Source organism: Streptomyces sp. WM6386 (genome assembly GCF_000972385.1).
In the GTDB taxonomy this organism is placed as follows: domain Bacteria; phylum Actinomycetota; class Actinomycetes; order Streptomycetales; family Streptomycetaceae; genus Streptomyces.
Genome location: NZ_JXTE01000032.1, coordinates 23,858 through 36,058, shown reverse-complemented (window position 1 = coordinate 36,058; position 12,201 = coordinate 23,858). Strand labels below are relative to the sequence as shown.

Genomic DNA, 12,201 nt, shown 5'->3' with positions numbered 1-12,201 from the left:
AAGAGGACACATCGATGTACAAGATCTTCTTCAAGCTCTTCTTCCAGCGGATGGACCCGGAGCAGGCGCACTACCTCGCCTTCCGCTGGATCCGCCTCGCCGTCCGCGTCCCGGTGCTCCGCACCTTCGTCGCCGCCGCGCTCGCCCCCCGCCACGAGGAGCTGCGCACCGAGGCCTTCGGGCTGCGCATGCACGGCCCCTTCGGGCTCGCCGCCGGCTTCGACAAGAACGCGGTCGCCGTCGACGGCATGTCGATGCTCGGCTTCGACCATGTCGAGATCGGCACGGTCACCGGGGAGGCGCAGCCCGGCAACCCCAAGCAGCGGTTGTTCCGGCTCGTGAAGGACCGCGCGCTGATCAACCGCATGGGCTTCAACAACGAGGGCTCGCTGGCCGTAGCGGCCCGGCTGGCCTCCCGCACGCCCGTCTTCAAGACCGTCGTGGGCGTCAACATCGGCAAGACCAAGGTCGTACCGGAGGCCGAGGCCGCCGCCGACTACGTGAAGTCGACCGAGCGGCTCGCGCCGTACGCCGACTACCTGGTCGTGAACGTGTCGTCACCGAACACGCCCGGGCTGCGCAATCTGCAGGCCACCGAGGCGCTGCGGCCGCTCCTGAGCGCCGTGCGTGAGGCCGCCGACCGTACGGTCACCAGCCGCCGAGTCCCGCTCCTGGTGAAGATCGCGCCGGACCTCGCCGACGATGACGTCGACGCCGTCGCCAACCTGGCCGTGGAACTCGGCCTGGACGGGATCATCGCCACGAACACCACCATCGCGCGCGAGGGGCTCGGCCTGAAATCCGAACCCTCACTGGTGAAGCAGACCGGCGGTCTGTCCGGCGCCCCGCTCAAGGCGCGCTCCCTGGAGGTCCTCAGGCGCCTCTACGCGCGCGTGGGCGACCGCATCACCCTTGTGGGCGTCGGCGGCATCGAGGACGCCGAGGACGCCTGGCAGCGCATCCTCGCCGGTGCCACGCTCGTCCAGGGCTACAGCGCGTTCGTCTACGAGGGACCCTTCTGGGGCCGGGCGATCCGCAAGGGGCTCGCCGCTCGCCTCCGTACGAGCCCGTACGCCACACTCGCCGACGCGGTCGGCGCCGACGTAAGGAAGCCGGCATGAGCTCTCTCGCACCCTTCGGCGCACGTCTTCGTCACGTCATGGACGAGCGCGGCCCGCTGTGCGTCGGCATCGACCCGCACGCGTCGCTGCTCAGCGAGTGGGGCCTGAACGACGACGTGGCCGGACTGGAGCGGTTCAGCCGCACGGTCGTCGAGGCCGTGGCCGACCGGGTCGCCGTCCTCAAGCCGCAGAGCGCGTTCTTCGAGCGCTTCGGGTCGCGCGGTGTCGCCGTCCTGGAGAAGTCGGTCGAGGAGGCGCGGGCCGCCGGCGCGCTGGTCGTCATGGACGCCAAGCGCGGCGACATCGGCTCGACCATGGCCGCGTACGCCGAGGCCTTCCTGCACAAGGACTCCCCGCTGTTCTCCGACGCGCTCACCGTCTCGCCGTACCTCGGCTACGGCTCGCTCTCGCCGGCGGTCGCGCTGGCGCGGGAGAGCGGCGCCGGCCTGTTCGTGCTGGCGCTGACGTCCAATCCCGAGGGCGGCGAGGTCCAGCACGCGATCCGCGCGGACGGCCGTGACGTCGGTGCGACGATGCTGGCGCATCTGTCGGCCGAGAACACGGGGGAGGAGCCCCTGGGGTCCTTCGGCGCCGTCGTGGGCGCCACGCTGGGCGATCTGTCGTCCTACGACCTGGACATCAACGGTCCGCTCCTCGCGCCCGGCATCGGCGCCCAGGGGGCCACTCCGGCCGACCTTCCCCAGGTGTTCGGCTCCGTGGTGCGCAATGTCGTCCCCAACGTCAGCCGGGGGGTCCTGCGGCACGGTCCCGACGTCGGCGCGCTGCGGGCGGCCGCGGAGCGGTTCGCGGAGGAGACCAGGGCCGCCGTGGCGTGAGACCGGCGGCGCCATGGCGCTCGTATGACGGTCGTCCGAGGCGTTCGAGACGCTCGGACGAGACCTCCGATGAGTGCTTCCAGGACGACTTGAGGCTGAATACATTCTCAAATCCAGGGCAGTATGCCTGAAATGTCCGGCCTGACGGAGGCTGACCAGGACTTTTCCGCTGTTCTCGCTGACTCTGGCGGAGTTGGCCGCTAGTCTCCGACGCAGAGTGAACGGGCAAGCGTGTTGCTCGTGGCTCCCCAGGTGTGGGGCGACTAGGTTCCTCACCGGTCCGTATCCGACAGTTCAACATCCGAGGTGACGTAGGCGTGGCTCTTCCGCCCCTTACCCCTGAACAGCGCGCAGCCGCGCTCGAAAAGGCCGCCGCGGCTCGCCGGGAGCGGGCCGAGGTCAAGAATCGACTCAAGCACTCCGGCGCCTCTCTTCACGAGGTCATCAAGCAGGGCCAGGAGAACGACGTCATCGGCAAGATGAAGGTCTCCGCCCTGCTCGAGTCGCTGCCGGGCGTGGGCAAGGTCCGCGCCAAGCAGATCATGGAGCGTCTGGGCATCTCCGAGAGCCGCCGTGTGCGTGGTCTCGGTTCGAACCAGATCGCTTCTCTGGAGCGTGAGTTCGGCAGCACCGGTTCCTGAGTCCGGCACAGTCCGGACCGGGAGTCCCGGGCACTCCGGGATTGCTGGAATAATCGCTGCATGAGTGAACGTCCGCGGCTGACCGTGCTCTCCGGCCCCTCAGGGGTCGGCAAGAGCACGGTCGTCGCCCATATGCGCAAGGAACACCCCGAGGTCTGGCTCTCGGTGTCGGCGACGACCCGGGGTCCCCGCCCCGGCGAGAAGCACGGTGTCCACTACTTCTTCGTCACCGACGAGGAGATGGACAAGCTGATCGCCAACGGTGAGCTGCTGGAGTGGGCCGAGTTCGCCGGCAATCGCTACGGCACCCCGCGCAACGCGGTGCTGGAGCGGCTGGAGGCGGGCGAGCCGGTTCTTCTGGAGATCGATCTCCAGGGCGCCCGGCAGGTCCGCGAGTCCATGCCGGAGGCCCAGCTGGTGTTCCTGGCTCCTCCCTCCTGGGAGGAGCTCGTGCGCAGGCTCACGGGACGTGGCACCGAGCCGCCCGCAGTGATCGAACGCCGTCTTGAGGCGGCGAAGGTCGAGCTGGCGGCCGAGCCCGAGTTCGATGTGACCTTGGTCAACACCTCCGTCGAGGACGTGGCGCGTGAGCTGCTAGCCTTGATGGACGTTGTGTGATCGTGCCTGATCGTTGAGGCTTGATCATTCAGACTGATTCTTTTCCACCCATCGGAAGGCAGAGCGTGTCCTCTTCCATCACCGCGCCCGAGGGCATCATCAACCCTCCGATCGACGAGCTCCTCGAGGCCACGGACTCGAAGTACAGCCTCGTGATCTACGCGGCCAAGCGTGCGCGTCAGATCAACGCGTACTACTCGCAGCTCGGCGAGGGCCTCCTCGAGTACGTCGGTCCGCTCGTCGACACCCACGTGCACGAGAAGCCGCTCTCGATCGCGCTCCGCGAGATCAACGCGGGTCTGCTGACGTCCGAGGCCGTCGAGGGCCCGGCGCAGTAACCAGCATTTTCGGCTTTGAGCTGGCTTGTCCACAGGCCCGGCAGCGCGACTGTCGGGCCTGTGGTCTGCTCGGGGGCGCGGGGGTCGGCCCCCGCTGTCATGCAGCATGGAGTCGTCGGTTCGAGGGATGGGAGACCTGGTGGACAAGCCGAGGGTCGTACTGGGGGTCAGCGGTGGCATCGCCGCCTACAAGGCCTGTGAGCTGCTGCGCAGACTGACGGAGTCGGGCCACGACGTACGCGTGGTGCCCACGGCCTCCGCGCTGCACTTCGTCGGTGCCGCCACCTGGTCCGCCCTCTCCGGCAACCCCGTCTCGACCGAGGTGTGGGACGACGTCCACGAGGTGCCGCACGTCCGCATCGGGCAACACGCCGACCTGGTGATCGTCGCCCCGGCCACGGCCGACATTCTCGCGAAGGCGGCTCACGGCCTCGCGGACGACCTGCTCACCAACACGCTCCTGACCGCCCGCTGTCCGGTCGTCTTCGCCCCCGCGATGCACACCGAGATGTGGGAGCACCCGGCCACCCAGGAGAACGTGGCGACCCTGCGCCGCCGGGGCGCGGTCGTCATCGAGCCGGCCGTCGGGCGCCTCACCGGCGTCGACACCGGCAAGGGCCGGCTGCCCGACCCGGGTGAGATCTTCGAGGTTGGCCGCCGCGTCCTGGCCCGGGGCATCACCGAGCCGGACCTGAAGGGACGGCACGTCGTCGTCAGCGCCGGCGGCACCCGTGAGCCCCTCGACCCGGTCCGCTTCCTCGGCAACCGTTCCTCCGGCAAGCAGGGCTACGCCCTCGCCCGCACCGCCGCCGCCCGCGGCGCCCGTGTCACGCTCATCGCCGCGAACACCGGGCTGCCGGACCCGGCGGGGGTGGACATCGTCCCGGTCGGCACGGCCGTACAACTGCGTGAAGCCGTCCTGAAGGCGGCCGAGGACGCCGATGCGGTCGTCATGGCCGCAGCGGTCGCGGACTTCCGGCCGGAGACATACGCGGCCGGGAAGATCAAGAAGAAGGACGGCCAGGATCCGGAACCCATCGTTCTGGTGCGGAATCCGGACATCCTGGCGGAGATCTCGGCCGACCGCGCCCGCCCCGGACAGGTGGTCGTCGGGTTCGCCGCCGAAACGGACGACGTGCTGGCCAACGGCCGTACCAAGCTCGCCCGCAAGGGCTGCGACCTCCTCGTCGTCAACGAGGTGGGGGAGCGCAAGACTTTCGGGGCGGAGGAGAACGAGGCCGTGGTGCTGGGCGCCGACGGCACCGAGACTCCGGTCCCGCACGGCCCGAAGGAAGCATTGGCCGAAATCGTGTGGGACCTGGTGGCCCGGCGCATGAAGTGACTGTTTCATTCGCTTCACTGCGCTCTGTCACCTCGGTAATAGAGGCGTGGCGGGCCTGGCCAAGCCCGCTCGGGATTGGGCAGAATGCCCGTGCCGCAGGTCACAGGGCTCCCGACCAGCGAGACGGGTGAGCCTGTGGCTGAGCACGACCGATAAACTGTTCTCGGACGATGCCGGGCGCAGCCCCCGAGCCCGTCCGCCCATGATCAGCCAGCAGCCGCTGCAACCCCAGGGAGCGTTGTGTCCCGTCGTCTGTTCACCTCGGAGTCTGTGACCGAGGGTCACCCCGACAAGATCGCTGACCAGATCAGCGACACCATTCTCGACGCGCTCCTGCGCGAGGACCCGACCTCCCGGGTCGCGGTCGAGACCCTGATCACGACCGGCCTGGTGCACGTGGCCGGTGAGGTCACCACCAAGGCGTACGCCCCGATCCCCCAGCTCGTGCGGGACAAGATCCTCGAGATCGGTTACGACTCCTCGAAGAAGGGCTTCGACGGCGCCTCCTGCGGTGTCTCCGTGTCCATCGGCTCGCAGTCCCCGGACATCGCGCAGGGTGTCGACACCGCCTACGAGAAGCGGGTCGAGGGTGCCGCCGCAGGTGAAGAGGGGGACGAGCTCGACAAGCAGGGCGCCGGCGACCAGGGCCTGATGTTCGGCTACGCGACGGACGAGACGCCGACGCTGATGCCGCTGCCGATCTTCCTGGCGCACCGTCTGTCGAGCCGTCTGTCCGAGGTCCGCAAGAACGGGACGATCCCCTACCTGCGCCCCGACGGCAAGACGCAGGTCACCATCGAGTACGACGGTGACAAGGCCGTCCGCCTCGACACGGTCGTGGTCTCCTCGCAGCACGCCTCCGACATCGACCTGGAGTCGCTGCTCGCCCCCGACATCCGCGAGTTCGTCGTGGAGCCGGAGCTGAAGGCGCTGCTCGACGAGGGCATCAAGCTGGAGACCGAGGGCTACCGCCTCCTCGTCAACCCGACCGGCCGTTTCGAGATCGGCGGCCCGATGGGTGACGCGGGTCTGACCGGCCGCAAGATCATCATCGACACGTACGGCGGCATGGCCCGCCACGGTGGCGGCGCCTTCTCCGGCAAGGACCCGTCCAAGGTGGACCGTTCGGCCGCGTACGCGATGCGCTGGGTCGCCAAGAACGTCGTCGCCGCGGGCCTCGCCTCCCGTTGCGAGGTGCAGGTCGCGTACGCGATCGGCAAGGCCGAGCCCGTCGGCCTGTTCGTCGAGACCTTCGGCACCGCCAAGGTCGACGCCGAGAAGATCGAGAAGGCCATCGACGAGGTCTTCGACCTCCGCCCGGCCGCGATCATCCGCGACCTCGACCTGCTGCGCCCGATCTACGCCCAGACCGCCGCGTACGGCCACTTCGGCCGTGAGCTGCCCGACTTCACGTGGGAGCGCACGGACCGCGTGGAGGCGCTGCGCAGGGCGGCGGGGCTGTAGGCCCCAGCTCCACGGTTCTTTCCGAAGCCCGGCGTCCCTTGGGGATGCTGGGCTTCGGTGCGTTCGGGCGGCTTCGGATGTCAGTGGGGTTTGGTAAGAATGCAAGCGTGAGCAGCGAGGATGAGCAGGCCGGTGGTGGGGGCGAGGGGGCGCCGCCCGAGCAGCTTGCGTTCATTCGGGAGAGTGTGCGGAAGGCGAAGGTGCCGCGGGCGAAGCCGCGGACCTGGCGGGGGGCCGCGCTGGCCAAGGAGCTGCCCGTCGCGCGGGTGCTCGTGGACAAGGGCGTGCTCCACCTCGACCGGTACTTCGACTACGCCGTGCCCGAGGAGCTCGATGCCGAGGCGCAGCCCGGGGTCCGGGTCCGGGTGCGGTTCGGGGCCGGGCGGGGCCGGGTGCGGGACGGGCGGCGTGAGGGCGGCGGGCTGATCGACGGGTTCCTTGTCGAGCGGCTGGCCGAGTCCGACTACGCCGGGCCGTTGGCCGCGCTGGCCCAGGTCGTGTCGCCCGAACCGGTGCTCGGCCAGGAGCTGTTGGCGCTCACCCGGGCTGTGGCCGATCGGTATGCCGGGAGCCTTGCCGATGTGCTGCAGCTCGCCGTGCCGCCGCGGAGTGCCCGGGCCGAACAGCGGGCTTCGGCGGAGCCGCTTCCGCCGCCTGGGGCCCCTGAGGCCGGGTCCTGGGGCCGGTACGAGCGGGGGGCCGGCTTTCTTGAGGCGCTCGCCTCGGGTGGGGCGCCGAGGGCCGTCTGGAACGCGCTGCCCGGGCCCGAGTGGTGTGACGAACTGGCTCGGGCCGTCGCCGCCACGCTGGCCTCCGGGCGCGGGGCGCTGGTCGTGGTGCCGGACGGGCGGGCCGTCGCGCGGGTCGATGCCGCGCTGACCTCCTTGCTGGGGGAGGGGCGGCATGCCGTGCTCACCGCCGAGGCGGGGCCCGAGAAGCGGTATCGGGAGTGGCTCGCCGTGCGGCGGGGGGCCGTGCGGGCCGTGGTGGGGACTCGGGCGGCCATGTTCGCGCCCGTACGGGATCTCGGGCTGGTCGCCATCTGGGACGATGGGGACGACAGCCACAGCGAGCCGCACGCGCCGCAGCCGCATGCCCGTGAGGTGCTGTTGCTGCGGGCCGCCCAGGACAAGTGCGGGTTCCTGCTGGGGAGCTGGAGCTGCACCGTGGAGGCCGCGCAGCTCGTCGAGAGCGGGTGGGCGGCGCCCATCGTCGCCGCGCGGGAGCAGGTACGGGGTGCCGCACCGCTCGTACGGACCGTGGGGGACGGGGATCTGGCCAGGGACGAGGCCGCGCGGGCCGCTCGGCTGCCGACCCTCGCCTGGCAGGCCGTCAGGGCGGGGCTGAAGCAGGGACCGGTGCTCGTGCAGGTTCCGCGGCGTGGGTATGTGCCTCGGATGGCGTGTGCCAACTGCCGGGCGCCCGCGCGGTGTCGGCACTGTTCCGGGCCGCTGGAGGCTCAGGAGGGGGTGGATGCCCTGCGGTGCGGGTGGTGTGCGCGTGAGGACGGCGCCTGGCACTGTCCGGAGTGTGGCGGCTTTCGGCTGCGGGCCCAGGTCGTGGGTGCTCGGCGGACCGCGGAGGAGTTGGGGCGGGCGTTTCCCGCCGTACCGGTGCGGACCTCCGGGCGGGAGCATGTGCTGGACACCGTGCCGGGGGCGCCCGCGCTCGTCGTGAGTACGCCGGGGGCCGAGCCGGTGGCCGAAGGCGGGTATGCGGCCGCGCTGTTGTTGGACGGCTGGGCCATGCTCGGGCGGCCCGATCTGCGTGCCGGTGAGGACGCGTTGCGCAGGTGGATCGCCGCCGCGGCGCTTGTGCGGCCGCAGGGGGCGGGGGGCACCGTGGTCGTCGTTGCCGAGCCGACGCTGCGGCCCGTGCAGGCGTTGGTGCGGTGGGATCCCGTGGGGCATGCGGTGCGGGAGCTCTCCGAGCGGGCCGAGTTGGGGTTTCCGCCGGTGTCGCGGATGGCGGCCGTGTCGGGGGTGGGGGAGGCCGTCGCGGCGTTTCTCGGGGCGGTGTCCCTGCCGGGGGAGGCAGAGGTGCTGGGGCCGGTGCCGATGGCTGTCACGGGTGTGCAGGGGCCGCGGCGGGTGGGGGCGGCGCCGCCGGGGGAGCAGTGGGAGCGGGTGTTGATCCGGGTGCCGCCGGGGAAGGGGGCGGTGCTCGCGTCCGCGCTCAAGGCTGCGCAGGCCGCGCGGATGGCTCGGGGGAGTGGGGAGCCGGTGGTGCGGGTGCGGATCGATCCGCCTGACATCGGGTGACGGGTTTGTTGTCGGGTGTGGGTGTGTTGTGGGTGCCCGGTCTTCGGCCGGGTTTGATTTCCCACCCGCACCGCCCGTGCGGCTTTCGTTGTCGGGTGCGGGTGGCCCCTGTGAGGGCTGAGCGCGCCGTCGGCGGCTGACAGGAACGAGTCGTCTGCGGCGGACAATCGGACGCTGGTCGTGACTGGCGGCGTCCGTGCATGCGGCTGCCCTCCCAGGCGGCCCGGGAGGGCAGGATGTGGTGGGTGTCAGCCGTTGCGGGGGCCGGGGAAGGCGGTGGGGCGTACCTCTTCGCGTAGGGCCGGGCTGCCCGCTGTCGGCTGGGTCGGCATGGAGCGGGCCGCGGGGACCGTCGGTACCGAGGGGATACCGGTGTTGACGTTGACCGTGTGGGTGGCCGGCGTCTCGGCGGTGCGCTCGGCCTCGGCGGCCGCCTGGGTCACGGCACGGCGCGCGCCGTAGCGACGGTGGACCGCCTGCTTGGTCACCCCGAGCGCGGAGCCCACCGCGTCCCACGAGAAGCCGAGCGAGCGGTCGAAGTCGACCGCGGCCGTCACCAGGGTCTCGACGCTGTCCCGCAGCTCCTGCGCGAGACGGACCGTCGGCGCGGGGGCGCGTCCGTAGACGACGAAGCCCGTGGAGGGGCCGGAGCGGCGCGGGCGATAGACGTTCCCCAACTGGGCGGTGAGCGTGCGCAGTGCGTCCACCTGCCGGCGGACCCGCTCGATGTCCCGCACCAGCAAGTGCAGGCTGGCCCGAGCCTGGGCGTCGTGGGTTGCGTGGTCGGCCATGAACAAGCCTCTCGAACCGGCGATGAAAAGGACCGGGCCGCTACAGCGGCCCGTTGTGGTCAACTCTTTCTTGACCAACGCGTGGACGCTCCGCTGGTCACGCAGTGGGGGCGTAGCGGCATATGCGTGCGCCCCGGGAGGGGTGTTCGCGCCTCGATTCCCGCACGGTCCACTCCGTCGGCGGTATTTCTTTCCGAGGTCATAGACTTGTGCGTTGCCCGCACAACCCCCGCCCGAGAGGCCCGAACCCACCCATGAAGCTCGTCTTCGCCGGTACCCCCGAGGTCGCCGTTCCCGCTCTGGACGCTCTGATCGCCTCCGGGCGGCACGAGGTGGCCGCCGTCGTCACGCGGCCCGACGCGCCGGCCGGGCGTGGGCGCAGGCTCGTCGCGAGCCCGGTGGCCGAGCGGGCCGTGGAGGCGGGCATCGAGGTACTGAAGCCGCTCAAGCCGCGGGACCCGGAGTTCCTGGAGCGGTTGCGGGAGATCGCCCCCGACTGCTGTCCCGTCGTCGCCTACGGGGCGCTGCTGCCCCGCGTGGCCCTCGACATCCCCGCCCACGGCTGGGTCAACCTGCACTTCTCGCTGCTGCCCGCCTGGCGTGGGGCAGCGCCCGTGCAGCACTCCATCATGGCGGGCGACGAGATCACCGGGGCCTCCACCTTCCTCATCGAGGAAGGCCTCGACTCCGGGCCCGTCTACGGCACCGTCACCGAGGAGATCCGGTACACCGACACCAGCGGCGACCTGCTGACCCGGCTCGCCTTCGCCGGCTCCGGACTGCTCGCCGCGACCATGGACGGGATCGAGGACGGCACCCTGAAGGCCGTACCGCAGCCCGGTGAGGGCATCACCCTCGCTCCGAAGATCACTGTCGAGGACGCGCAGGTCGAATGGCGCACCCCGGCTCTGCGGATCGACCGGGTCGTGCGCGGGTGCACGCCCGCGCCCGGCGCCTGGACGGTCTTCCGCGGTGAGCGGCTCAAGCTCATCCAGGTGCGGCCCGCGCCCGAGCGCATCGACCTCGCCCCCGGACAGCTCGCCGTCGGCAAGAACAACGTCCACGTGGGCACCGCCTCCCACGGAGTGGAGCTGCTGTGGGTGCAGGCTCAGGGCAAGAAGCCGATGAAGGCCGCCGACTGGGCGCGCGGGGTGCGGATCGGCGAGAGCGAGATCCTGGGCGAGTAGCCCGGGTGCCGACGGCGAGCCCCCTCGGCGGGTAACGCGCGCACAGGCGGGACGTACGCTTGGTGCGTATCCCGTCAACACATCCGGAGCACCTTTTTCGTGAGCGACCAGTCCCGTGGGCCCCGCCCGTCCGGCAAGCCCTACCGTCGGCCCAAGAAGGACCCCGTCCGCTTCCTCGCCTTCGAGGCCCTGCGGGCCGTGGACGAGCGGGACGCGTACGCCAACCTCGTGCTCCCGCCGCTGCTGCGCAAGGCGCGGGAGAAGGAGGGGCCCGACAAGTTCGACGGCCGGGACGCCGCCCTGGCCACCGAACTCGTCTACGGGACGCTCCGGCGCCAGGGGACGTACGACGCCGTCATCTCCGCCTGTGTCGACCGGCCGCTCCGGGAGGTCGACCCGCCGGTCCTCGATGTGCTGAGCCTCGGGGTCCATCAGCTGCTCGGGACGCGGATCCCCACGCATGCCGCGGTGTCCGCCTCAGTCGAGCTCGCGCGTGTGGTGCTCGGGGACGGGCGGGCCAAGTTCGTGAACGCCGTGCTGCGGAAGGTCGCGCAGGACGATCTGGACGGATGGATCGCGCGCGTGGCTCCGCCGTACGAGGACGACCCCGAGGAACATCTCGCCGTCGTGCACTCGCACCCCCGCTGGGTCGTCTCCGCGCTGTGGGACTCGCTCGGCGGCCCGCGGGCCGGGATCGAGGAGTTGCTGGCGGCGGACAACGAGCGGCCCGAGGTGACGCTGGTCGCCCGGCCCGGACGGGCCGGCACCGACGAGCTGCTGCGGGAGGAGGCCGCCGTCGCCGGGCGCTGGTCGCCGTACGCCGTGCGGCTGGCCGAGGGCGGCGAGCCCGGGGCCATCGAGGCCGTACGGGACGGTCGTGCGGGCGTGCAGGACGAGGGCAGCCAGCTGGTGGCCCTGGCGCTCGCCAACGCGCCTCTGGAGGGACCCGACGGGAAGTGGCTCGACGGGTGTGCGGGGCCCGGTGGCAAGGCCGCGCTGCTCGCCGCGCTGGCCGCGGAGCGGGGTGCCGTGCTGCTGGCCTCCGAGAAGCAGCCGCATCGGGCCGGGCTCGTCGCGAAGGCGCTGCGCGGGAACCCGGGGCCGTATCAGGTCATCGCCGCGGACGGGATCAAGCCGCCGTGGCGGTCGGGCAGCTTCGACCGGGTGCTGATGGATGTGCCGTGCACCGGGCTGGGGGCGTTGCGGCGGCGGCCCGAGGCGCGGTGGCGGAGGCGGCCGGAGGATCTTGAGGGGTTCGGGCCGTTGCAGCGGGGGCTGCTGAAGACCGCGCTGGACTCCGTCCGGGTCGGCGGGGTCGTGGGGTATGCGACCTGTTCGCCGCATCTCGCCGAGACGCGGGCGGTGGTCGAGGACGTGCTCAAGCAGTGGCCGGAGGCCGAGTTGATCGATGCGCGGCCGTTGCTGCCCGGTGTGCCGGCGCTTGGTGAGGGGCCGGATGTGCAGTTGTGGCCGCATGTGCATGGGACCGACGCCATGTATCTGGCGTTGATCCGTCGGACGGGGTGAGGTTCGCCTTCGCGCCGTAGGGGTGTGGGTTGTCGTGCGTGTGCGGGTCCGCTGTGGCTTGTCGCGCCCACGCGG

At 71.3% G+C, this 12,201-nt stretch carries 11 protein-coding genes; 10 read left to right on the top strand and 1 reads right to left on the bottom strand.

What is annotated here, in order from left to right; all coding sequences use genetic code 11:
- Nucleotides 1-14 precede the first annotated feature (14 nt).
- The 8 genes from TN53_RS20620 to TN53_RS20585 all read left to right on the top strand — a co-directional run bounded on the left by TN53_RS20620 (nt 15) and on the right by TN53_RS20585 (nt 8,621).
- Nucleotides 15-1,121, top strand: coding sequence for a quinone-dependent dihydroorotate dehydrogenase (locus TN53_RS20620; RefSeq protein WP_046260047.1), 1,107 nt, complete (start codon nt 15-17; stop codon nt 1,119-1,121).
- Nucleotides 1,118-1,957 (top strand): orotidine-5'-phosphate decarboxylase, encoded by an 840-nt coding sequence (gene pyrF / locus TN53_RS20615; protein ID WP_046260046.1) that lies wholly within the window; start codon nt 1,118-1,120, stop codon nt 1,955-1,957. The genes TN53_RS20620 and pyrF overlap by 4 nt, the downstream gene beginning before the upstream one ends.
- 317 nt (nt 1,958-2,274) lie before the next feature.
- A complete protein-coding gene (locus TN53_RS20610; protein WP_003977346.1) occupies nt 2,275-2,598 on the top strand; it encodes an integration host factor in 324 nt (107 codons plus the stop codon).
- Nucleotides 2,599-2,658: 60 nt separating this feature from the next.
- The gene (gene gmk / locus TN53_RS20605) at nt 2,659-3,216 is read left to right on the top strand and encodes a guanylate kinase (RefSeq protein ID WP_046260045.1); all 558 of its coding nucleotides are present in this window, start codon (nt 2,659-2,661) and stop codon (nt 3,214-3,216) included.
- A 65-nt stretch (nt 3,217-3,281) separates the two neighbouring features.
- The gene (gene rpoZ / locus TN53_RS20600; RefSeq protein WP_003982715.1) at nt 3,282-3,554 is read left to right on the top strand and encodes a DNA-directed RNA polymerase subunit omega; all 273 of its coding nucleotides are present in this window, start codon (nt 3,282-3,284) and stop codon (nt 3,552-3,554) included.
- 139 nt (nt 3,555-3,693) lie between these two features.
- Entirely contained in the window at nt 3,694-4,896 is a 1,203-nt protein-coding gene (coaBC, locus tag TN53_RS20595; RefSeq protein WP_046260118.1) for a bifunctional phosphopantothenoylcysteine decarboxylase/phosphopantothenate--cysteine ligase CoaBC, read from the top strand.
- A 240-nt stretch (nt 4,897-5,136) separates the two neighbouring features.
- Complete coding sequence (gene metK, locus TN53_RS20590; RefSeq protein WP_046260044.1) at nt 5,137-6,360, top strand: methionine adenosyltransferase; 1,224 nt, start codon at nt 5,137-5,139, stop codon at nt 6,358-6,360.
- A gap of 107 nt (nt 6,361-6,467) precedes the next feature.
- Entirely contained in the window at nt 6,468-8,621 is a 2,154-nt protein-coding gene (locus TN53_RS20585) for a primosomal protein N' (RefSeq protein WP_046260043.1), read from the top strand.
- A 248-nt stretch (nt 8,622-8,869) separates the two neighbouring features.
- On the opposite strand, the gene TN53_RS20580 is transcribed toward TN53_RS20585, so the two are convergent.
- A complete protein-coding gene (locus TN53_RS20580) occupies nt 8,870-9,412 on the bottom strand; it encodes a hypothetical protein (protein ID WP_046260042.1) in 543 nt (180 codons plus the stop codon).
- 254 nt (nt 9,413-9,666) lie between these two features.
- Between TN53_RS20580 and fmt the strand changes: the two genes are divergently transcribed.
- Together fmt and TN53_RS20570 are read left to right on the top strand one after the other, a co-directional pair.
- Nucleotides 9,667-10,599: a methionyl-tRNA formyltransferase gene (gene fmt / locus TN53_RS20575; protein ID WP_046260041.1), complete on the top strand. Its 933-nt coding sequence runs from the start codon at nt 9,667-9,669 to the stop codon at nt 10,597-10,599.
- A 99-nt stretch (nt 10,600-10,698) separates the two neighbouring features.
- Nucleotides 10,699-12,126, top strand: coding sequence for an RsmB/NOP family class I SAM-dependent RNA methyltransferase (locus TN53_RS20570; RefSeq protein ID WP_046260040.1), 1,428 nt, complete (start codon nt 10,699-10,701; stop codon nt 12,124-12,126).
- Nucleotides 12,127-12,201 lie beyond the last annotated feature (75 nt).